This is a genomic window from Tardiphaga sp. OK246, from assembly GCF_900188215.1.
Taxonomy (GTDB): domain Bacteria; phylum Pseudomonadota; class Alphaproteobacteria; order Rhizobiales; family Xanthobacteraceae; genus Tardiphaga; species Tardiphaga robiniae.
The window spans coordinates 346,109-369,365 of sequence record NZ_FZOX01000006.1 but is presented as its reverse complement, the minus strand read 5'-3'; the positions used below and the strand labels follow the sequence as shown (position 1 = coordinate 369,365).

At 60.5% G+C, this 23,257-nt stretch carries 18 protein-coding genes; 8 read left to right on the top strand and 10 right to left on the bottom strand.

All coding sequences use genetic code 11. From position 1 onward, the window contains the following. Positions 1–8: 8 nt before the first annotated feature. Positions 9–743: an SDR family oxidoreductase gene (locus CHC01_RS25780; RefSeq protein ID WP_068730627.1), complete on the top strand. Its 735-nt coding sequence runs from the start codon at positions 9–11 to the stop codon at positions 741–743. A gap of 16 nt (positions 744–759) precedes the next feature. Further along, a complete protein-coding gene (locus CHC01_RS25775) occupies positions 760–1,506 on the top strand; it encodes an SDR family NAD(P)-dependent oxidoreductase (RefSeq protein WP_089267198.1) in 747 nt (248 codons plus the stop codon). Between the two features lie 13 nt (positions 1,507–1,519). Here CHC01_RS25775 and CHC01_RS25770 read toward each other — a convergent pair whose 3' ends face one another. From CHC01_RS25770 to CHC01_RS25745, 6 genes are all read right to left on the bottom strand, one after another. Further along, positions 1,520–2,308, bottom strand: coding sequence for an energy transducer TonB family protein (locus CHC01_RS25770; protein ID WP_089267197.1), 789 nt, complete (start codon positions 2,306–2,308; stop codon positions 1,520–1,522). Positions 2,309–2,323: 15 nt separating this feature from the next. After that, positions 2,324–2,806, bottom strand: coding sequence for a TonB system transport protein ExbD (gene exbD / locus CHC01_RS25765; protein ID WP_089267196.1), 483 nt, complete (start codon positions 2,804–2,806; stop codon positions 2,324–2,326). A gap of 2 nt (positions 2,807–2,808) precedes the next feature. Continuing rightward, positions 2,809–3,738, bottom strand: a complete 930-nt coding sequence (exbB, locus tag CHC01_RS25760; RefSeq protein ID WP_089267195.1) for a tonB-system energizer ExbB — start codon at positions 3,736–3,738, stop codon at positions 2,809–2,811. A gap of 2 nt (positions 3,739–3,740) precedes the next feature. Further along, the gene (locus tag CHC01_RS25755; protein ID WP_089267194.1) at positions 3,741–4,430 is read right to left on the bottom strand and encodes a Fe2+-dependent dioxygenase; all 690 of its coding nucleotides are present in this window, start codon (positions 4,428–4,430) and stop codon (positions 3,741–3,743) included. A 3-nt stretch (positions 4,431–4,433) separates the two neighbouring features. Continuing rightward, positions 4,434–6,878 carry a TonB-dependent receptor gene (locus CHC01_RS25750; RefSeq protein ID WP_089267193.1) on the bottom strand — a complete coding sequence of 815 codons (2,445 nt, stop codon included), beginning with the start codon at positions 6,876–6,878 and terminating at the stop codon, positions 4,434–4,436. Positions 6,879–7,054: 176 nt separating this feature from the next. Then, positions 7,055–7,294 carry a hypothetical protein gene (locus CHC01_RS25745; protein WP_089267192.1) on the bottom strand — a complete coding sequence of 80 codons (240 nt, stop codon included), beginning with the start codon at positions 7,292–7,294 and terminating at the stop codon, positions 7,055–7,057. Positions 7,295–7,630: 336 nt separating this feature from the next. Between CHC01_RS25745 and CHC01_RS25740 the strand changes: the two genes are divergently transcribed. Beyond that, entirely contained in the window at positions 7,631–8,797 is a 1,167-nt protein-coding gene (locus CHC01_RS25740; protein ID WP_089267326.1) for an efflux RND transporter periplasmic adaptor subunit, read from the top strand. 2 nt (positions 8,798–8,799) lie between these two features. Next, a complete protein-coding gene (locus tag CHC01_RS25735; protein ID WP_089267191.1) occupies positions 8,800–11,943 on the top strand; it encodes a multidrug efflux RND transporter permease subunit in 3,144 nt (1,047 codons plus the stop codon). A gap of 12 nt (positions 11,944–11,955) precedes the next feature. Here CHC01_RS25735 and CHC01_RS25730 read toward each other — a convergent pair whose 3' ends face one another. From CHC01_RS25730 to CHC01_RS25710, 4 genes are all read right to left on the bottom strand, one after another. Then, entirely contained in the window at positions 11,956–12,681 is a 726-nt protein-coding gene (locus CHC01_RS25730; RefSeq protein WP_210421710.1) for a spermine/spermidine synthase domain-containing protein, read from the bottom strand. 360 nt (positions 12,682–13,041) lie between these two features. Next, positions 13,042–13,368: a pilus assembly protein PilZ gene (locus CHC01_RS25720; protein WP_068730616.1), complete on the bottom strand. Its 327-nt coding sequence runs from the start codon at positions 13,366–13,368 to the stop codon at positions 13,042–13,044. A gap of 8 nt (positions 13,369–13,376) precedes the next feature. After that, positions 13,377–14,258 carry a CheR family methyltransferase gene (locus CHC01_RS25715; protein ID WP_089267188.1) on the bottom strand — a complete coding sequence of 294 codons (882 nt, stop codon included), beginning with the start codon at positions 14,256–14,258 and terminating at the stop codon, positions 13,377–13,379. 303 nt (positions 14,259–14,561) lie between these two features. After that, positions 14,562–16,253 carry a methyl-accepting chemotaxis protein gene (locus CHC01_RS25710; protein ID WP_089267187.1) on the bottom strand — a complete coding sequence of 564 codons (1,692 nt, stop codon included), beginning with the start codon at positions 16,251–16,253 and terminating at the stop codon, positions 14,562–14,564. A gap of 1,222 nt (positions 16,254–17,475) precedes the next feature. Here CHC01_RS25710 and CHC01_RS25705 point away from each other — a divergent pair. Genes CHC01_RS25705 through CHC01_RS25690 form a run of 4 tightly spaced genes read left to right on the top strand, consistent with a single transcriptional unit; the run spans position 17,476 to position 23,223 of the window. After that, positions 17,476–18,615 (top strand): thioesterase domain-containing protein, encoded by a 1,140-nt coding sequence (locus tag CHC01_RS25705; protein WP_089267186.1) that lies wholly within the window; start codon positions 17,476–17,478, stop codon positions 18,613–18,615. Then, positions 18,612–19,619 (top strand): NAD(+) synthase, encoded by a 1,008-nt coding sequence (nadE, locus tag CHC01_RS25700; protein ID WP_089267185.1) that lies wholly within the window; start codon positions 18,612–18,614, stop codon positions 19,617–19,619. The genes CHC01_RS25705 and nadE overlap by 4 nt, the downstream gene beginning before the upstream one ends. Positions 19,620–19,624: 5 nt before the next feature. Then, positions 19,625–21,655, top strand: a complete 2,031-nt coding sequence (gene asnB, locus CHC01_RS25695) for an asparagine synthase (glutamine-hydrolyzing) (RefSeq protein ID WP_089267184.1) — start codon at positions 19,625–19,627, stop codon at positions 21,653–21,655. Further along, a complete protein-coding gene (locus tag CHC01_RS25690) occupies positions 21,655–23,223 on the top strand; it encodes a class I adenylate-forming enzyme family protein (RefSeq protein ID WP_089267183.1) in 1,569 nt (522 codons plus the stop codon). The genes asnB and CHC01_RS25690 overlap by 1 nt, the downstream gene beginning before the upstream one ends. Positions 23,224–23,257: the final 34 nt, after the last annotated feature.

The following is a 23,257-nucleotide window of genomic DNA, read 5'->3' as shown; positions in this document are numbered from 1 at the left end:
GATCTCACATGTCTGACCGCTTGAAAGGCAAACGCGCCTTCGTCACCGCGGGCGCCGTCGGTATCGGCCGCGCCTGTGCACTGGCCTTTGCGCGCGAAGGCGCAACGGTGTTCGCCACCGATATCGACGACAAGGGCGTGGCGCTGCTGACCAAGGATGGTATCGCCGAGACTGCACGGCTCGACGTGCGCGACACGGCTGCCGTCGAAGCGATGGCGAAGAAGGTCGGCGATATCGACATCCTGCTCAACGCCGCCGGCTTCGTGCATCACGGCGCAGCACTGGAATGCTCCGATTCCGACTGGGACTTCTCGTTCGACCTCAACGTCAAATCGATGCACCGGACCATCCGTGCGTTCCTGCCCGGCATGCTTGCGCGTGGCAATGGTGCGATCGTCAACATTTCCTCCGCCGCCGGTGTCTTCAAGGCAGCGCCGAACCGCTATGTCTATGGCGCAACCAAAGCCGCCGTCGCGGCCCTCACCCGCGCTGTGGCTGTCGACTACATCACCAAAGGCATTCGCTGCAATGCGATCTGCCCCGGCACGATCGAAACGCCGTCGATGCTCGATCGCGCTGCGGCCGCAGGCCCGAATGGCCGCGAGCTGTTTGTCAGCCGGCAGCCGATGGGACGTCTCGGCACCGCCGAGGAGATCGCATCCCTCGCCGTCTATCTCGCCAGCGACGAGAGCGCCTTCACCACCGGCGTCGCGCACATCATCGACGGCGGCTGGACGCTGTAACCGAGGACATCGCATCATGAACAAGATCGATTTGAACGGCCGCTGCGCCGTGGTCACGGGCGGCGCCCAGGGCTTTGGCCGCGCGATCACCGAACGCTTCGTGGCGTCAGGCGCCAAGGTGGCGATCTGGGATCAGGATATTGACCTGGCCGTAAAAACGGCGAGCGAAATCGGCGACGACGTGATTGCCCTCAAAGTCGACGTCACCGACGTGGCTTCAATTGATGAAGCTCGCGCTGCGACGCTTCAAGAGTTCGGCAAGATCGATATCCTGGTCAACAATGCCGGCATCACCGGATTCAACAAGCCGGTGTGGGAGATCGATTACGACGATTGGCGCAAGGTGATGCGCATCAATCTCGACGGCCCGTTCCTGTGCTGTAAGGCCGTCGTCCCTGTGATGCTGAAACAGAATTACGGCCGCATCGTCAACATCGCCTCGATCGCCGGCAAGGAAGGCAATCCGAATGCCTCGCACTATTCGGCGTCGAAGGCCGGCCTGATCGCGCTGACCAAGTCGCTCGGCAAGGAACTCGCCGGCCACGAGATCAACGTCAACGCCATCACGCCTGCTGCCGCGAAGACGGCGATCTTCGACCAGATGACCGAACAGCACATCAACTTCATGCTGTCGAAGATTCCGAAAGGACGTTTCGTACTGGTGCAGGAACTGGCCGCAATGGCTGCGTGGCTGGCCTCGGAAGACTGCGCTTTCTCGACCGGCGCGGTGTTCGATATTTCGGGCGGACGGGCGACCTACTAAGTCGCCCTTCTCCTCAGCCCTTGCCCTTGACGCGGAAGATCACCGGCACGGTGAAGCTCAGGCCGTCGTCGGCGATCAACGGCGGCGGCGCCGGCAGCGGGTCTGAGCGGCGCACCATGGCAACCGCGGCCTCGTCGAAGGCGGCGTCGCCAGAGCCCTTCACCACCCGCACAGCCAGGACCTTGCCGACGCGGTCGATCTCGAAATTCACCGTCACTTCGGCGGTCTTCTGCTGGCGCTCCTGCGGATAGCGCTTGTTCTTTTCGAGATAGGCGCTGAGCTGTTTGGACCAGATTGTGGACAGGCGCTTCTTGTCGGTGCCGATGCCGCCCTGCTGCGCCTGTGCTTTCTCGCCAGCCTTGGAGTCATCGAGCTTCTGCTGTGCGGCGGCTTCCGACGCGACGGATTCCTGCGACGCCTGCTGCTGTTTTTGCGCCTTTTCGGGTGTCTCTTCTTCCGGCTTGGTCGCCTTGCTCTCGGTCACGACCTGATCGGGTTCTTCGCTCTCGTGCGGCGTCTCCTTGGGGAGATCGCTCTGCTTCTCGACAGCCTTCTGCTCCTGAACCGCCGGAGATGCGGTCGAGGCCTCCGAATCCGGACCCTGCGGAAGATCGGTTGGCTCGACGTCGGGCGACACCATTTCCATCCCGACTTCGATGGCATTGGCGCCGAGGCCGTCGTCGTCCTCTTCCTGCTGCATCTCGAACACAGCCGCAGCGATGCCGCCGACATGCAGCAGCACGGCGACAAGCGCCGCGATCAGCCACAGTCGCCAGGACGACTTTCTATCGAGCTCGGACATAGCGCTTCCGTAACGTCAGGGCTTCGGCGCGTCAGGTGCAGCGATCGGTGCCGGCGATGCCGCAGCGGCGCCCGGAACACCTTCCAGTGCAACAAGCTTGGTCTTCTGATAGCCACCGGCACGCAGCCGTTCCATCACATCGAAGAATTCGCCATAGGGCACCGCGCGATCGACGCGCAGGAAGATCGGACGATCCTTGTTGCCGTCGCCCATCGCATCGAGCTGACGCACCAGATCGACGCGCTTGACCATGTTCTCGCCGATCGCGACAGCGAGATCCGGCTTGATGCTCACATAAGTCGGCTTGTCCGGCTTCTTCTGCGGCGTCACCGTGGAGGACGGCAGATTGATCGGCAGGTCCACCGTCGAGAGCGGTGCGGCCACCATGAAGATGATCAGCAGAACCAGAATGACGTCGATGAAGGGCGTGACGTTGATTTCGTGATTTTCACCGAAATCATCATCGTCGTCTGCACCTTCGGAAAGCGACATACCCATGATTATTCAGCCGCTGCGCGTGCGTGTGAACTCGAATGCGTGCGATCAAGATCGCGTGACAGCAGACGACCGGCGGCGCCCTGCGCACGACCGACGATTTCCATATAGGCCTTCGTCACGCGCGAGAAGTGATTGTAGATGATGACCGCCGGGATCGCCGCGACGAGGCCGATGGCGGTCGCCAGCAGCGCTTCGGCGATACCGGGCGCGACGACGGCGAGATTCGTGGTCTGCGACTTCGAGATGCCGATGAAGCTGTTCATGATGCCCCAGACGGTGCCGAACAGTCCGACGAACGGCGACGTTGCGCCAATGGTCGCGAGGATGCCCATACCGGTGCGTACCTTGCGGCCCTCAGCGCGAACGATTTCGCCAAAGCTCGACGCGGCGCGCTCCTTGATGCCTTCATCGCTCGAAATGCCGGCGGACATCCGCCCTTCCCGCATCGCCGCTGCCAAAAAGCGCGACAGGATCGTGCCGCGCTCACCGAGCGCCATCTGCGCCTCGGACAGCGAACGCGATTCACCGATCTTGCGGAGCGCGGCCTTCAGGCGACGCATGGCCCAGGTCAGTTCCATCATCTTGAAGATGCCGACCGTCCAGGTGACGACCGATGCGAAAGCCAGACCCACCATCACCGCCTTGACGATGATGTCCGCGCCCATGAACATTTTCCAGGGCGACAGATCGTGCTCACCGGTAGCGACCATCGGCCTGGGCGCGGCCTCCATCACCGGGCTAGCAAGAGCTGTCGAAGCGGCCGGGCTCGCCACTGGGCTGCTCGGCTGAGCAGTTACCGGAGCCGGCGCCGCAGCGGGAGCTGCCTGAGTAACCACCGGCGCCACGGACTTTGCAGCCTGCTGCGCAATGATTGGCGAAGCAAACGCGACCACTGCCAGCACAGCCAGCGACTTAAGAACAGTTCTAAACAAGCTTATACCTCGGCCCAGTAGCGGATGAGATTATGATAGATGCCCGTCAATTTGACCGTTTCTGGGTCGTCCCTTCCGAGACGTTCAACTAGGCTCTGAATCGCGCTGTCGAGATCGAAGATCATGCTGCGCGCATGAGCATCACGTATCATGCTCTGTAGCCAGAAAAAAGACGCTACGCGCATACCTGCCCTTAGAGGCGTTACAAGGTGCAAACTGGAAGCAGGATAAAGTACGAGATGACCGGCCGGCAGCTTCACCTCGTGTGAGCCGTAATTGTCTTCGATAACAAGCTCACCGCCTTCATATTCCTCGGGCTCGGAGAGGAACAATGTGACTGAGAGGTCGGTGCGGATACGCACGCCGGTGAGATGATCGCCGCGCACCGCATTGTCGACATGCACGCCGAAGTGATGTCCATCCGACGCGACGTAACGATTGAACAGCGGCGGGAAGATATGCAGCGGAATTGCTGCAGACAGGAACCGCGGATTCGACGTCAGCGCCGAGATGATGCGATTGCCGAGCGCGCGGGCCACATCGCTGTCCGGCGGCAGTTGCTCATTTCGTTTGACCAGAGCCGATTGCGCACCGGCAGTCGAGCGACCGTCCTCCCAACCGGCCGCATCCATGATGCGGCGGAATTCCGCCACATCATTTTTGCTCAGAACATCAGGGATGCAGATCAGCATCCCCTAGAACTTCCCACTGAGAACAAGTGTTCCCGACCGGCCGGGCGCCACCAGCACGAACGGTGCAGCGCTGTTGTAGAAGCCGTCATAGTAAAGCTTGTTGGTCAGGTTGTTGACGAACAGCTTGAGCGTGATGTTCTGGTCGATCTTCTTCTCGACGAACATGTCGAAGCGCCAGAATTCCGGCAGGACCGTCGTGGTGGTCGTGTACAGAATGCCACCGGTGCGCTGCGACTGATAGGTCGCCTGCCCGCCCAGCTCCCAGCCGTAGTCGAACTTGTACTTGGTCATCAGGTTGAACGATTGATGCGCGATGTTGGCGAGATCGCGCCCGATGAAAGCAGGCGTTGCCGAGTTCAACACCTTGGATTCCATCAGAACCAGACCGCCGAAGACGCTCCAGCGATCGGTAATCTTGCCGGCGACGCCGAGATCGATGCCGCGGATTCTGTATGACGCGCCAGCCACGACCTGCGTGGTACCGGCAACGGTCAACTGCTCGCGCGCATTGCTCTTGGTGGTCTCGAACAGGGCGCCTGTCAGCAACAAATGGCGATCGAACAGTTCCCACTTGGTACCGACTTCCGCCGACTTGTTCTTCTCCGGCGCGAACACCTGATTATAGGCGCCGGTAAGATTGAAGCCGCCATAGCGTGCGTCGGTGCCGTCCAGTTCCGCACCGACCGGGTTGGTCGACGTGGCATAGGCCGCATAGACGCTACCATAGGGTAGCGGCTTCAACGTCAGGCCGACATTCCAGTTTACATTTCCGCTATCCGCCTTTTGCGGGAACGTCGTGGTCGTCGCGAACGGCTTGCCTGCGCTGACGTTGTAGTCGTCATAGCGGATGCCGGTGTTCAGATAGACGAGGTCATTGTAGTTCGCCGTGTTGATGGCGTAGCCCGCATTGGTGTCGACCTTGATCACCGTTGGATTGTTGGCACGCGTGGGCTGCGCAAAAGCCGAATAGGTCAGATACGGATTGTTGATCGGAACGATCACGGAGCCGATGCTCGTGCTGCCACCCGGCAGTGACTCCGTCGTTAGGCCCGTAAAAGTGTCGATATCGACCTTCTCACGCGAGATCTCCGCACCGACGATGGTCGTGTGCCTGATCGGACCGGTGTCGAACTTGAACTTCAAGTCTGACTGGTTGGCGATCGTGTCCGTGGTCTGATAGCGGCTGACGGCATTGAGCTGAACCAGTCCGTAACCGGCGGGATCAGCGAGATAGCCGGGAATGCCGGCGCGGGGCGCTTCCGGCAAAGTGCCGACATAGGCCAGGGTCGAACGTTCCAGCCGCATCTTGTTGCTGAAGGTGACATCCGGCGTCAGCGCGACTTCGGTGTTCAGCGAGCCGATATCCTGACGGGCATGCTGGAAGTCGCGATTGGCGAAGCCATAGTAGTTGTTGCGGTTCGCGATGCCGGTTTCCGTTGATGGCTTGTTGGCCGCACGGTCCCATGGAATACCGAAATCCGGGATCGAATTGAGATCGGTGTGGATGTAGTTGGCCGTGACCTTCACGGCATCGACCGGCGTCCACTTGATGGCCGCGAAGCCTCCCCAGCGATCGTCAGTCGTGGTGTTGCGGCCAGCAACATTGGCGTCCTGGAACAGGCCGCCGGCGCGCACCGACACCGTCGGGCTCAGCACCTGATTGGCGTCGATGGTTACGCGCTTGGTGGCATCGGTGCCGAAGGCGGTATCGATATTGGTGAAATTCTTGTCGCCCGCCTGTTTGGTGACAATGTTGATCGCACCGCCGGCAGTGCCGCGTCCGGCGAAGGACGATGCCGGACCGCGCAGGATCTCGACCTGTTCGGTGAAGAAGTTTTCGCGAATGCTAACGGCCGGGTCGCGGATACCGTCGACGAACACGTCATTGCGGGCATCGAAGCCGCGAATGAAGAAGCGATCGCCGAAAGCGTTGCCGCCCTCACCGGTTCCAAGCGTCACGCCGGCTGTCGAACGGACGGCATCGCGCAGCGACGTCGCGTTCTTGTCCTCGAGAACTTCCCTGGTGAGCACCGTGACGGTGCGCGGCGTATCCAGCAGCTTCTCGGTGAATTTGCCGCCCGCAAGCCGATCACCTTTATAGGGCGCGGAGGGGTCAGCATAAGGGTCAGCGGCTAGTCCGCCGGCATTCGGAAACGGCACTGGCGCGACCGGCACCGGTTGAGCCCGGCGGGCGGCGCGGCGGAGCGCGGTGCGCGCGCGAATCTGGTCCGGACTTGGCTTCGATGCCGCCGGCCGGGGCCGGGCAACCGGTGCATCCACTGTGACCGGCGGAAGGGTGGATTGCTGCGCTTCGGCACCGCTGAACGACGCAACCGCGATAAGACCCGCAACCGCCGTTACTTTTCGGCCAGAATGGGGATCGGCGCCCTCGTCGACACGAACCTCAGAAACAGCACGCAAAGACCGCGGCATTTTCGCCGTACCCATCGAATTCCCCCAAAACTGCGACACCAGGACGCATCAAGTGCGATAATTTGTCCCATGGACGTAGTCGGCAGGAGAACGGGTGGTCAACGCAATTGGGCGAGAATGCAGGGTTCTTATGTTTGAATATGTCTAGATTGGCCGCGGCAGCTACCGGGAGGTAATATGAGACGGTCGCCCTATTCGCTGCTCGGCGGCTTCATCAGCGAGAACATCTCGTCGACAGTCTGCAGCGCCGATTGCCTTACCCGATCCGTATTCTCCATGCCGGCGATGTTGATGCCACGCACGACGGCTTTGATCTCGTCCCGATAGTCGGTCAGGAAGCGCAGCGGATCCGGCGAGTCATTGGCGACCCGCGCGATCAATCCGGTAATCAAAATCTGACAGGCGATCATCCGCCCATTCAACTCGTCCATGTGCCGCTCCGGAGATTACACGTGCAAGCCGCTATGTCGGCTTCGACGAGCCTATGACGGATACGACGCGCAGTTACAACACCAGGCGCTTCTCACTGCGCCGGTGGATTGTCCAAGACGCCGCATAAAACGAGGCGCAGTGTCCTGTTGGAACGATGCGAGAAATCACGCGTAAATCATAGTAAACATGAAGATTTGGCAATGAAGCACGCGTTCAAGCGGTCGTGTGTTTACAGCATTTGAGTCGCCACCTAGCTGATCAGGAGCCGCCCAAGCGGGCGCGCATTGGACGCGCTTGTCCGCGTCAGTGGCTGCCAAGAGATTGATGAGATCACCATGACAACGCTTACCCGTTCTCGATGGACTGGACTGATCGCTCTGACGCTGCTTGCGGCCGGCGGAACTATCGCATGGCAGCATTACGGAGCTACCGGAGCACAGCAGGCGAATGCCGACAAACCGCGCGGCCCTGCCCCCGTCCCGGTGAAAATCGCATCTGTCGAAAAAGCTGATTTCCCCGTTTATCTCGGTGGTTTGGGCACCGTGCAGGGTTTTAATACTGTCGTCGTGCGGACCCGTGTCGATGGTCAGATCGACACGATCGCCTTCACCGAAGGACAGATCGTTAAGGAGGGTGACCTGCTCGCACAGATCGATCCGCGCCCGTTCCAGGCAGCGCTCGATCAGGCTAAGGCCAAGAAAGCGCAGGACGAAGCCAATCTCGCCAATGCCAATCTGGATTTACAGCGCTTCACCAAACTCGGCGAATTCGCGACACGGCAACAGACAGACACACAACGCTCCACCGTGCAGCAGTTGAGCGCGCAGATCGCTGCCGACGATGCCGCGATCTCGAATGCGCAGACCCAGCTCGCTTACACCACGATCAAGGCGCCGATCTCCGGCCGCGTCGGCTTTCGTCAGGTCGACCAAGGCAACATCGTCAATGCCGCGACACAGACCGGTATCGTCACCATCGCGCAGATCGAGCCGATCGCCGTGATCTTCACCGCGCCTGAACAGAACCTCATCGACATCAGCCAGTCGCTCGCAGAACATCCGCTCAAGGTGATCGCGCTGACCACCGATGGAAAGCGGACGCTCTCGGAAGGCACGCTTGCGGTCATCAACAATCAGGTGGATACGACCAGCGGCACGATCAGGCTGAAGGCGGTGTTCGATAACAAGGACCACGTGCTGTGGCCCGGCCTCTCAGTCTCGACGCGGCTGCTGGTGACCACGTTGAAGGATGCGACCGTCATTCCCGACGATGCCGTTCAACATGGGGCCGACGGGCTCTATGCCTTTGCGGTCGGGGCCGACAACAAAGCCGAGCTGAAGAAAATCAAGGTCGGCCGTTCCATCGATGGCCGCACGATGGTCGAGGACGGGCTGAGCGCCGGCGAGCGCGTTATCGTCGCCGGGCAATATAAAGTGCAGCCGGGCTCGCTGGTAGCGACGTCAGTCGCAACATCCGCAGCCACTCCGGCGAAAGGCGAATAGCCATGAACGGAGGAATTTCAGCACCGTTCATTCGCTATCCGATCGCAACATCATTGCTGATGGCCGGCATCCTGTTCGTCGGCCTGGTCTCCTATCCCCAGCTTCCCGTCGCGCCTTTGCCGCAGGTCGACTTCCCGACCATCCAGGTCGCCGCCACCCTGCCCGGCGCCAGCCCCGAGACCATGGCGTCCTCGGTGGCGCAGCCGCTGGAGCGACAGCTCGCGCAGATCCCCGGCGTGGCGCAGATGACCTCGACGAGTTCGCTCGGCACATCTGCAGTCACGATCCAGTTCGATCTCAACCGCTCGATCGACGGCGCCGCCAATGACGTGCAAGCCGCTATCAATGCCGCCGGCGGACAATTGCCGAAGACGCTTCCGAGCCCGCCCACCTATCGCAAGGTCAACCCGGCGGACTCGCCCATCATGCTGCTGTCGGCGACATCGGACACGCTGCCCATTACGACGGTCAGCGACAGCGTCGATGCGCAACTGGCGCAGCAGATCAGCCAGATCTCCGGCGTCGCCCAGGTTACGATCGGCGGCCAGCAAAAGCCGGCGATCCGCATCCAGATCGATCCCGCCAAGCTGGTCGCCAAGGGGCTGCAACTCGAGGACATCCGCAGCCAGATCGCGATCACCACTGTCGACAGTCCGAAAGGCAATATTGACGGCGCGACCCGCAGCTACACGATCTACGCCAACGACCAGTTGCCGGAATCGAAAGACTGGAACGACGTCATCATCGCCTATCGCAATGGCGGCCCGCTGCGGGTCAGAGACATCGGCACGGCCGTGACCGGCCCGGAAGACGCCAAGCAGGCGGCCTGGGCCAATGGCAAGCGCGGCGTGTTTCTGGTGATCTTCAAGCAGCCCGGCGCCAACGTCATCGACACCGTCGACAAGATCAAGGCCGAGCTGCCGCGTCTGGTGGCCGCGATCCCGCCGACCGTGAAGATCGAAGTGCTCAGCGATCGCACGCAGACCATCCGCGCCGCCGTGCAGGATGTCCAGTTCACACTGCTGCTGACCATCGCCCTCGTCGTGATGGTGATCTTCGTCTTCCTGCGCAGCGTCTGGGCCACCGTCATTCCCAGCGTGACCGTACCGCTCGCATTGCTCGGCGCTTGCGCGCTGATGTGGGTGTTCGGCTATACGCTCGACAATCTGTCGCTGATGGCGCTGACCATCTCGGTCGGCTTCGTGGTCGACGACGCCATCGTGATGCTTGAAAATATCACTAGATATATCGAGGAAGGCGAAACACCGATGGCTGCCGCGCTGAAAGGCGCCGGTGAAATCGGCTTCACCATCGTCTCGATATCAGTCTCGCTGGTCGCGGTGCTGATCCCGCTGCTGCTGATGGGCGGCATTATCGGCCGCCTGTTCCGCGAATTCGCCGTGACACTGACCATGACGATTTTCGTCTCGCTGGTGGTGTCGCTGACGCTGACCCCGATGATGGCCTCGCGCTTCCTGCGCGAAGAGAAACACGCCAAGCATGGCCGGCTCTATCAGCTCAGCGAGAATGCCTTCGATGCTCTGCTGCGCGCCTATGAGCGCGGCCTCGACCTCGTGCTGCGCTGGCGCCTGACGACGCTGATGGTGTTCTTCGCCACGCTCGTCCTGTCGGTCTATCTGTTCATGATTATCCCGAAGGGCTTCTTCCCGCAGCAGGACACCGGCCTGATCACCGCTTCCTCCGAAGCGTCGCAGGATATTTCCTTTGCAGACATGAAGGTCCACCAGGAAGAACTCGGCAAGATCGTGCAGGCCGATCCCGACGTCGCCAGTGTCGCCATGTCGATCGGCGGCAGCGGCGGCGCGCTCAATACCGGGCGCATGTTCATTACCTTGAAACCGCGGGACGAACGTTCCGCCAATGCGCAACAGATCATCACACGGCTGCGACCGAAGCTGGAGAAGGTTCAGGGCGCACGCCTGTTCATGCAGGCGGCGCAGGATATCCGGCTCGGCGGCCGCGCCACCCGCACCCAGTTCGAATACACACTGCAGGACGCCAATCTGGCCGAACTGAACGAGTGGGCGCCGAAGATTCTGGCCAAGATGCAGACGCTGCCGGGTCTACGCGACGTCGCTACCGACCAGCAGACCAAGGGCACGACGCTGACGCTGACCATCGATCGCGACAACGCCTCGCGCTACGGCATCCAGCCGCAACTGATCGACGACACGCTGTATGATGCGTTCGGCCAGCGTCAGGTCGCGCAGTATTTCACGCAGTTGAACAGCTATCACGTCATTCTCGAGATATTGCCCGAGATGCAGGGCAAGCTCGATTCACTCGACAAGATCTATATCAAGTCGCCGACGACAAGCGACATGGTGCCACTGTCGGCCTTTGCCAAATGGACGACGGTGCCGGTGCGGCCGCTTTCGATCAGCCATCAGGGCCAATTCCCGGCGATCACCATCAGCTTCAATCTGGCGCAGGGCGTTGCCCTCGGACAGGCGACCGATGCCGTACAGGCTGCCATGCAGGATATCGGCGCGCCCTCGACCTTGCGCGGTACCTTCCAGGGCACGGCGCAAGCGTTCCAGCAATCGCTATCGACGGTGCCACTGCTGATCCTCGCAGCACTGGTTGTGGTCTATCTGATCCTCGGCATTCTCTATGAGAGCTACATCCACCCCCTGACAATCCTGTCCACCCTGCCCTCGGCGGGCGTCGGTGCGCTGGCGATTCTGATGGCGTTCGGTTTCGATTTCAGTCTGATCGCGCTGATCGGCATCGTGCTGTTGATCGGCATCGTCAAGAAGAACGGCATCATGCTGGTGGACTTCGCAATTGCTGCCGAGCGCGACGAACATCTTGAACCGGAAGAAGCCATCCGCAAGGCCGCTATCCTGCGTTTCCGCCCGATCATGATGACGACCATGGCGGCGCTGCTTGGCGGCGTGCCGTTGATGCTCGGCACCGGCACCGGTTCGGAAATCCGCCAGCCACTCGGCTACGCGATGGTCGGCGGCCTCATCGTCAGCCAGGCGCTGACGCTGTTCACGACACCAGTGGTCTATGTCTATCTCGACAAGCTTTCCAATATCATGTCGAGCTGGGGGCGATCGAAGCGCGACGACGATAACCGGTCGGACAAGCAGATGCTGGCGAAACAGGCCGCCGAATAGCGCAACGGCGCGCTATACAGCTTCTTCGATCCTGGTGCCGACATAGACGGTGTTGGACACTTCCTCGTCTGCGTTCAGATTGTCGAAGGCCACGACATGCGCGGTGACGGCGCCAAAGACACTCTCCATCACGGCCGTGAATGCAGCTTCTGGTGGGTCGTTCGACCACAGCGCAAACACGCCGCCGGGCTTGAGATGCTCCGACAGACGCTGCAGCCCGGCCGCCGTATAGAGCACGGCATGGCTCGGATGCAGCAGGTTGTCCGGCGCATGGTCGATATCGACCAGTATCGCATCGAAGCGACGACCGGGTTCGTCGGGATCGAGATGACCACCCGTCGAGGTCGCCATCTTGAAGAAATCGCCATGGACGAGACGGCAGCGCCCGTCCGCCGACAATTCGCGGCCGATCGGGATCAGGCCGGCCTGATGCCATTCGATCACTTCGGGCAGTGCATCAATGACGACCAGCGAACCGACCTTCTCATGCGCGAGAACCGCCTGCGCCGTGTAGCCCAGACCGAGACCGCCAACGACAACATCCAGCCCACGACCGGTTAGCGACGCCAGGCCGATATCCGCCAGCGCGATCTCGGCAGCCGTGAATGCGCTCGACATCAGAAATTCGTCGCCGAGCTTGATTTCAAAGATATCGATATCGGTCCCCGGCTTCCGCCGACGTCGCAGGGTCAGGACACCCATCGGCGTCGGGCGATAATCCAGTTCTTCGAACATCATGCTCATATCCAACCATGTACATGGCGCGTGCAACCCGGCAACAACGAAATGCCCCAAGTGTGCAAATCTGGACAGACACCTCCGGCGAAATGACTAAACACTTGGCGTCGTCGGCGATTCGTCGCGTCACGGTTGCGTGTTGCATGGAGAGTGACTGCAGGCTCACTCCAGCGCGCGGGGGCGCCGCCATGAAACGCATTCTGGTCGTCGACGACGACCCACTCGTGTCCATGTCCATTAGGCTGACGCTGGAACGCGAGGGCTTCGAACCGTCTCGGCCGATGGTGGCGAGATCGGTCTATTCGTGTTGGAAGATACAAGCTTCGATGTGATGATCGTCGATATCTTGATGCCGCATGATCAGGCGTCAGCCATATCGCCGTGATCGCTCTTCGCCGGCGATTTCTTCTTGCTACCTTTGGTGTTCAGGAAGCGAATATCGATCTGCGCACCGTTCACCTTGACCAGTTCGCAGCGACGATAGGCAAGTCCGGTCGACGACAGCAGCAGGAAGAACTCTTTCAGATTGAGGCCCTCAATGGAGGTCTCGAGTATCAACTCGGCGTCGTGACTCGACACAGCCTTCAACACACAACTGCGCCGCCATGTGCCGTCGATGGCCATGATCCAGACATTGTAGCCGCGCCCGAAAATGACGCGCCCGTTGGTTGCAACTTCTTCTGCCATGACCGCTCCTACGCCCGCATACTGGCGGGAGACGTCTTCAGTCCGGCACCCATGTCGGGCACGATCGATGGCGACGCTTGCGCACTCACCGGCAGATAGACACCGCGACGATTGGAGCAAACCCGATAGCGGTCGGTGAGACCGACCACGGTCTCGGCTGCGCCCAGAAACAGACAGCCGTCAGGTTCGCTGGCTTTCGCAAGCCTGCCGAAGATGTCGGTCTTGGCGGCCTGATCGAAATAGATCAGCACGTTGCGGCAGAAGATGACGTCGAACTTGCCGAGATGTGCGTAGTCCTGCAGCAGGTTGAACTGCTTGAACTGAACCATCGCGCGGATGTCGGCATTGAGCTGCCACGTCGTCCCGGTCTGCTTGAAGTGTTTCACCAGCAACTGGATCGGCAGGCCGCGCTGCACCTCGAACTGGGTGTAGACGCCAGTGCGTGATTTTTCGAGCACTTCGGGCGAGAGATCCGTGGCCACGATCTCGACGCGCCACCCCGTCAGCGCGGCGCCGAATTCCTTCATGATCATGGCGAGCGAATATGGCTCCTGCCCGGTCGAGCCGGCGGCGCACCAGATCCGCAGACTGCGCTTGCCAGCGCGCGCCTTGATCAGGTCGGGAATGACCGTGTTCTGAAAATGCTCGAACGGTGTCTTGTCGCGAAAGAAGAAGGTCTCGTTGGTGGTCATGGCTTCGACCACATCCGAGATCATCGGCTCGGAACCGGCTTTCATCTTCTGAACGAGTTCGCTGATCCCGGCGACACCGGCCTTGCGCGCCAGCGGCATCAATCTGCTTTCGAGCAGGTACTTCTTGTCGGCCGATAGCACCAATCCGGAACGATCTTTCAGAATCTTCTGCAAATACTCATAATCGATAGGGGTCATGGTCTCTTTCTAAGACGCAACGCCGGTCCAAATAACTTGCAGCGACGACGGTATGCCGCTGCGTGCAAAAAGCGCGTACTACACGATTGCAGCAAATGACTAAGAGATCGCCAAGAGGCCGCAGGACGTTGCGCAGCGCCGGGCACAAAGTTGAGAAGCGCGACCACATAACCGTTGCACGCGGTAGCCAGTAACCTGCGCAAACAAACAGCTCGCCAGGCGAATGGGTGGAAGCGGCGTCAATTGACAATGAAAAAAGCCGGCGCTTTCGCGCCGGCTTCGAGGACTTGATATTTGTAAGCGTCAGGCTGCGCGTACGGCGTTGAGGAACTTGCTGACCTCGACCTTCAGACGCGTGCTGTCCGAGGACAGCGACTGCGCTGCAGAGAGCACCTGCGAGGATGCCGAGCCGGTCTCGCTGGCGCCACGCTGAACGTCAGTGATGTTCGACGAGACTTGCATGGTACCCTGCGCTGCCTGCTGGACGTTGCGGGAGATTTCCTGGGTCGCAGCGCCCTGCTCTTCCACCGCCGAGGCGATCGTCGAAGCGATCTCGGACATCCGGCCGATTGTGTCCCCGATCTCCTTGATCGCACCAACCGATTCCTGCGTCGCCGCCTGGATGCCGGAGATCTGCGTCGAGATCTCGCCGGTGGCTTTCGCCGTCTGCTCGGCCAGCGCCTTCACTTCCGATGCCACCACCGCGAAGCCACGACCAGCCTCGCCGGCACGCGCTGCTTCGATGGTTGCGTTGAGCGCCAGAAGATTGGTCTGGCCGGCGATGTTGTTGATCAGCTCGACGACGTCACCGATGCGAGCGGCCGCACTGGCAAGCGCGCTGACGCGATCGTTGGTCAGGCGGGCCTGATCGACGGCCTGATTGGCGATGCTGGCCGATTCCTGCACCTGACGGCTGATTTCGTTCACTGACGAGGCCATCTCCTCGGTCGCCGAAGCAACCGACTGCACATTGGTCGAGGCTTCCTCTGAAGCGGCTGCCACGGTCGTTGTCAGCTCCTGAGAACGTTCGGCAGTCGCGGTCAACGTGCTGGCAGAGGCTTCCAGTTCGGTCGAAGCGGACGACACCGTCTCGACGATCTCGCCGATCATCGTTTCGAATTCGCGGGTGATGCTATCGACGCGGCGACCACGCTCGATCTTGGCTTCTGCATCGGCTGCTGCTGCTTCGTCCGCGGCACGCTTGTCGATCAGCGCCTGCTTGAAGATCTGCAGCGCGTCTCCCATCGTGCCGATCTCGGTCTTCATGCCCTGATGCGGCACGACGGCGGACAGATCGCCCTGGCCCAATGCCTGCATCGGCTTGACGATCGATGCGATGCCGCTGGAGACGTCCCGCACGAGGTAGATGCCGATGCCGATGCCGAGCAACGCCGAGACGACGAGGATTGCGACAACCATCATGAAGGCAGCATCGTAATTGGCCAGGGCGTCTGCACCGGCAGTGTCGGAGCCCTTGAGATTGAGCTCGATGTCCTTGTTCAGGATTTCGTCAGCTTTCAGGCCGATCGGATTCACAGTTTTCGTGTTCAGCGCATTGGCTTCCTGCGGCATCTTGCCGGCGCTCTTGCGCGACAGATCCATCACATCGAGCGTGCCCTTCTTGTAGCTGTCCCAGAGCTTGCTCCATTCCTCGTAGAGCGCGCGCTCTTCCGGCGAGGTGATCAGCTTCTCATACTTCGCGCGGATAGCGGTGTTGCTCGCTACCACCGTCTCGAGCGTTTTCTCATTGGCCAGCTTCTCCTCCAACGTCTCGGACAGCATGTGCTGACGGATCACGTTGCGATAGGTGATGACGCCGGAGCGCAGATCGCCGAGGAAACGCACGCTTGGCAGCCAGCTGGTCTGGATATCCACCGCATTGGCGTTGATCGCCTGCATCTTGCGAACCGCGACCAGGCCCAGACCCGTCATCGCAAGCAGCAAAAATGAAAGAACAATGGTGATCTTGGCGCGAATAGACAGGCTGGCGAGCATGACGAAGGGTCCCTCGGTTTTCGACCGTTGGTCCGCAATGTGCGGGGTGTCGTGGAAATGAAGCAGTCAGCAGAGGTGCAATTGGCAGAGCGACGAACACGGGGGTTGATGACTTTCTTGTTATCAAGTCCCGTTCCTGCAATTTGTAGGTATTATGTAAACCGTTGGTAAAGGTGCGACATTCTGACTGAACAAAAGTGAACTGAAGCTCTCTTTTTCGATGGCCTGCAATATCAGCCAGTTAGCAACGAGTATCTGAGGTTGACAGCCACAACTCCACTACTTGTGGACGCGTGCCGGCGTAAGCTAGCGACGACGTAGTGCCCCTGGGCAAAGTAGCGAATCAAAATCGCAACTTTTGGTTCCAGCCGCCGACATACCGACCTGAAGTTTATCCGTCGCTCGACGTGGGGACGACGCGGCGTGCGAACACGACTGAGCGTGCCGGCTGGAGAATCAGGAGCAATCTGGTCCGGATATTTTCCAGTAAGATTATAGCCGCCCAATTGCATCTCAATCCGAAGATAGTAGCTGCGCCCCGTGCCGGTTGATTTGGTAGGTCTGGGACGACATGCAGCTGGGACACCGGAACGTCCTCCGATCGCCGGGCAGACTGGCTCTAGGCTGTGCCACAATCTTGATAAGAGTGCGTGCCCCCCCGCAACGGCGGCACAGCAACAGATCGACTGCTGGTAGTTTCGTTGCTCTCACATCGATACCTCCGCGGAGTGAAGTCATCGACTCAAGTCCGGTTGTCTTACTCCGTTCCACAACTTTTACTATGCGGTACTCCGTTGCAGCGCTCCTGATGATCGCCCGGCAGCTTTCAAAGAGTTCCTTCGCCTCAGCTTGGAGCGGGCCCGGTCATTGGTGAAGGTGCGGCCCTCAAGCACCTTTCTGGACATGTTCCGGACGACTACTGCACCCAGTCGTCGTCACAGCGCTGGGCATTCATATCGAGCTGGTGTTCAGCGCAGCGCCTGGCTTGCTACTTTCCAGCAACGCGGAACCAAGCCGCCTCGATCATCGCGTGCTCGTGAGAATGAGCAGCAATCCCGCCGTGCCAGCCCGAGATGATCGCGGAAATCAATGAAGCTCAGCGGCAGCGCCACCGCGACATAATGGCACACCGTTGTCCCATCTGTCGGCGACGTCCTTCAAACGCAGGATGTCGAAATTTCCATGCCCGGCGATAACAAGCTTTAGGCTCGGCAGGTGACCTATGGCTCGGACTTATCTCCAACCAGAAGTGGTGGAACGACCGGCCGACCCGTTCGTCAACCAGAGGCTGCGGCCCTCATGGGCGCAGGGACGCGAGCCGACGATCTATCAAATCGTGCGGGATGCCCAGTCCACGAGTTTCAACACCCCCAACATGCCTGGAACCTCGGAGGAAGCCGACGATTTATCAAGGCTGCAGCGGTGCATTCAGGAAATAGAGAGCGCCACCGGGCTGGAGCTCTCGATCGCACACTTCGCGCTCGATATGACAGCCGCGGAGATGGTCAAGGCGATTGTGTCCGGGAAGGCAACCGCCAAAGCCGTGGGCGTGCAAGCCGATCTGCGTCCCATCCTGTTCCTGTTGCCGGGGTCCCTCGGTTACGGTCCGAGCATGGCCGCTTTTGCAGCGGGGCTCGGCAAGATCGCCCGGGTCGTCCCGATCAAATACCCCGACCTGGGGAGCATCCTCGCCGGAAATAACACGGTCGCCTCCATGGCAGATGCCGCGGTGGAGCAAATCCGCCGGAGCCAACCCGTCGGACATGTTCGCCTTCTCGGCCATTCCCTTGGTGGTGTGGTGGCATTCGAAGTTGCGGCGCGGCTGCTGGAAGCACGGCGGTCCATCAAGTTCCTGGGGATTCTCGATACAGCGATTATCAACGAGGGCCGCGATTACCGGGAGACGCTCGCCCGAACGTTGCGGCGGCTCCGCGCCAATCGTGTGAACATTTCGCGGATAGCCTGCCGAGCACTCGCAAAGGTTACGGCAGCAATCGGTGGCGAGGCCCCCCTTACCTGGATGCTTCATCGCTATGCGCGAGGGAAGTTCAACGCCACCTGCTTCCGAATTAGGCTTGAGCTGCAAGAGGTGTTGCGGTCGCGAGCTTTCTACCAATGGCTGGCGTCGCCCAGGCCGTCTTTGCCGATCGGAGCTACACTGTTTCGCTGCAACCGAGATGGAGCGCCGCAATCGCTCGGCTGGGATTGCTCACTCGCAAGCCTGGACGTGATCCCCGTCGCAGGCACGCATATCGAGCTCGTCGTCGAGCCCTACCTCGCCACCAACCTCCCCTTGGTCGAGAGTGCGGTCGTGCAAACCTACACGCCGGCCGAATTTTGCAAGCGGAAAGCGCTGTCATGACCCTTGCTGCGCACATTCCGGCTGCGCGGGAGTTTGGCACCAACGTATTGGCGCTCGATCCCGCTGCCGAAGTCGAGAGGATTGTCCAGACGTTACGCCAACAAGTCTTGGGCGTGTTGGGGCGCCGCGGCGCCGTCGTTGGTCTTTCCGGCGGCATCGACAGCTCCGTCGTCGCGGCGTTGTGCGTGCGTGCATTCGGCAACGACAAGGTCTTGGGCATCTTCATGCCCGAGCACCATTCTTCGGACGACTCGCTGAGGCTCGGCCGCAGTTGGGCGGCGCAGCTTGGCATCGACACCGTGTTGGAAGACATATCGCCTGCTCTTGAGGGGCTCGGCGCCTATCGCCGGCAGATCGAAGCAATCCGGACCGTCGTTCCCGAATATGACGACGGCTGGAAATGCAAGCTGGTGCTACCGTCGGTTTTCGCGAGCAACGGATTGAATATCACCCGTCTCACGGTTCAGAGCCGCGACGGCAGCACCCGCACCGTTCGTCTTTCGTCAAACGCCTATCTCCAGATCGTCGCCGCGACCAATTTCAAGCAGCGTGTCCGCAAGATGACGGAGTACTACCACGCCGACCGCCTCCGATACGCGGTCGCCGGCACACCGAACCGTCTCGAGCACGACCTGGGCTTTTTCGTCAAGCAGGGCGACGGAATTGCGGACGTGATGCCGATCGCTCATCTCTACAAGACACAGGTCTATCAGCTCGCGGAATATCTCGAGGTCGAGGAGGAGATCCAGCGCAGGCCACCGACCACGGATACGTTCTCGATGCCGCAGAGCCAGGAGGAGTTCTATTTTGCGCTGCCTTATCACCAGATGGATCTGTGCCTTTACGCGGTGAATCACGGGATTCCGTCAGACGAAGTCGCAGAGGCTATCGGACTGACAGCAGCCCAGGTCGATTTGGTATTCAGGGATATTGACGCCAAGCGTCGTGTCACGCGCTACCTCCACGCACGACCCCTGCTCGTCACTCAAGTGTTCGAGGACTAACCTGCATGTGCGGTGTCGCGGGCATAGTGTCAGTAACCGCCGCCGCAGGGGCCCCCTCCCGCGAAGCCTTGATGCGCATGCTCGGCGCGCTCGCCCATCGCGGCCCGGACGAGCGCGGCCTATACCGGGACGAACGCGCGGGATTGGCACATGCCCGCTTGTCCATCATCGACATTTCGAGCGGCCAGCAGCCTCTCGCGGACGCGAGCGGCACGACGTGGATCGTGTTCAACGGCGAGATCTTCAACTACGTTGAGTTGCGTGAGAAGCTGATCAGGCTTGGTTACAGGTTCCGGACCCGCAGCGACACGGAGGTCATCGTCAACGCCTATCGGGCCTGGGGCGAGGACGCCTTCGAGCGGATGACCGGACAGTGGGCGCTCGCGATCTGGGACTCGGTAGCCCGTCGTCTGGTGTTGGCGCGCGATCGCACCGGCATTTGCCCCTTGCATTTCTGCGAGCGCGAAGGTCGACTGTATTTCGCCAGCGAAGTGAAGGCCATCTTCGCGGCGGATGCAGCGATTCCCCGCACCTTCGATCCAGCCGGCATCGATCAGACATTCACTCTCTGGACCGTTGTGGCGCCGCAGAGCGTGTTTCAAGGGATCAAGGAGCTCGTCCCGGGACATTTCCGCATTTATGAAAACGGCGACGTTCGCGAGAAAGCGTTCTGGAAGCCGCGATATCCCCAATTGTCCAGTTCGCCCGACGGCCAGTTTGCCGGTTCACTCGACGATGCCGTGGAGCAAGTGCGCAGCGCGTTGGAATCCGCGACGTCGCTTCGAATGGTGCGCTCCGACGTAAGCGTCGGCAGCTACTTGTCCGGCGGGCTCGACAGTTCGCTTATTGCGGCGATGGGATGCCACTTTGCCGGCGAACGCTTCCAGACTTTCTCACTGCGTTTTGCTGACGCCGAATATGATGAGACCGAGTTCCAGCGACTGGTCGCCCGTGTCACCGGGAGTGAACACCATGAAGTGGTGGTTTCGCGCAGCGACATCGCCGAGATTTTTCCGCAGGTCATCTACCACACCGAACGCCCGATCTTGAGAACGGCGCCGGCGCCGTTGTTCCTGCTATCGCGCCTGGTGCGCGCCTGCGGCGTCAAGGTTGTGCTGTCCGGCGAAGGCGCCGACGAAATGTTTGCCGGCTACGATCTCTTTCGCGAAGGCAAGGTCCGCCGGTTCTGGGGTCGGCAACCCACGTCGACACGCCGCGCGCGGCTGCTTGAGCGTCTCTACCCTTATCTCACACGCTCACCGGTACGGCAGCAAGCAATGGCCCGGCAGTTTTTTGGGCGCAATCTGTCGGAGCACGCCGCGCCGGGCTTCGCGCATGACACCCGCTGGCGAACGACCAGTGGCATCAAACGACTGTTCTCCAGCGACATGTGCGCGGAGTCGGCAAAGCACGATGCGGTCTCCAATTTGATCGCCAGTCTACCTCCGGAATTCACGCAATGGAGCTCCCTTGCGCAGGATGAATATCTCGAAATCCAGACACTGCTGTCGGGATATCTCCTGTCCTCTCAGGGCGACCGAATGCTCATGGCTCATTCAGTTGAAGGCCGCTTTCCTTTCCTTGACGAAGACGTGGTCGCGCTGGCGAATTCGCTGCCGCCCGCCTATAAGCTCCGCGTCCTTGACGAGAAGCACGTTCTGAAGCGCGTCGCAGAGCCGATCGTGCCGTCGGATATCATCGCCCGCAAGAAGCAGCCGTTCCGCGCGCCCGACGCTCTATGCTTCGTTGGCCGCGATACGCCCGCCTATATTGACGACGCGCTTTCGGAAACGGCTATTCGCGAAGCAAATGTCTTCGATCCCGACGCGGTCGCGCGCCTGCGGACCAAGTGCCGGACACAGGCCGCAACCGGCAACGGCGATCTCTCGAACTCCGACAACATGGCGCTGGTCGGCGTGCTATCGACCCAGCTCCTGCACCAACAATTCATCGCAAGCCGTCCTGGTGGGCGCCACGCTCTGGAGCTGACCGTCGATATCGATCGCGAGCACCGGGTTGAGGGAGCCCTTTCCTGATGCATGGTCCTGTACCGCTCCTGCACGATTACCTCATCCACTCCGCCCGTCATCTCGGTGGAAAGGTGGCGCTGGTGTGCGGCAAGCATCGCGTCAGCTATGGTGAGATCGAGGCACGCTCCAACGCAATCGCGAATTATCTGGTCGCAAGCGGAGTCGAACGTGGCGATCGGGTGATTATCTTCGCCGACAACACTGTCGAGACCGTTGTCAGTTTCTGGGCCGTGCTGAAGGCGAATGCCGTGGTGTGCATCGTCAATCCACTCACCAAGCGCGACAAACTTGGCTACCTGCTCAATGATTGCCAGCCGTCGGCACTTATCACCGACAAGCATCTCCTGCCTATGTTCAAGGAGCCCGCGCAGGAATGCCCGTCATTGCGGCGGGTGATCGTTTCCGGGCCCATCGACGACGCCGAGCTGACGGGGCTGCCCCATGCGGTACGCTGGAGCGAGGCAGGCGCCGCCAGCCACGACGTAGCTCCCGCGCGCCACTGCATCGATATCGATCTCGCAGCCATCGTGTACACCTCCGGATCGACGGGCGATCCCAAGGGCGTGATGCTGACGCACCGGAACATGTTGACCGCGTGCACGTCGATCGCATCATATCTCGCGCTATGCGAAGACGAGGTCATTTTGAACGTCCTGCCGCTCGCCTTCGATTACGGCCTGTATCAGATGATCATGGCGTTTCGCATGGGGGCGCGGCTGGTCCTCGAACGGTCGTTCGCTTTTCCGGCGCAGGTTCTCGGGCTCATCGCCGACGAACGGGTGACCGGCCTGCCCGGCGTGCCGACGATCTTCTCGACGCTGTCGGGGCTCAAGTCGATCAAGGAGCACGATCTCTCGAGTATCCGCTATGTCACGAACACCGGAGCTGCGCTGCCGATGAAGCATATTCGTCTGCTGCAGGATCTATTCCCGGATGCCCGCATTTATTCCATGTACGGCCTCACTGAATGCAAGCGCTGCACCTTTCTGCCCCCGGAGGATATCGATCGAAAGCCGCTGAGCGTGGGGATCGCCATCCCGAATACCGAGATGTGGATTGTCGACGAGCGCGACAGACGCGTGGGCCCCGACATAGTCGGCCAGCTCGTCATTCGCGGCGCGACGGTGATGCGAGGCTATTGGGGCAAACCAGAGGCCACGGCCAGAAAACTCAAGGCTGGTCCGCTGCCAGGCGAGCAGGTTCTGTACACCGGTGACTACTGCCGGATGGACGCGGAAGGCTACCTCTACTTCGTTGGCCGCAGCGACGAGATCATAAAGTCCCGAGGCGAGAAGATCGCTCCCAAGGAAGTGGAGAACGTGCTGATGGATATTCCGGGCGTAAGGGAAGCCGCGGTCATTGGCGTTCCCGACGAACTCCTTGGGCAGGCGGTTAAGGCGTTTGTCGTTATTGAACAGGGAACAACACTAAGCGAGAAGCAGATTCAGAAAGAGTGCCAGCGACGCCTCGAAAGCTTCATGGTGCCGAAGTGTATTGTGATCGTGCCCAGCCTGCCGCAAACGAATACAGCAAAACTCAACAAGAGAGCACTGCAGGCGTCGATTTCCGAATGATCCGATCGTGACTTTTCTTTACGCATTGGAGTTG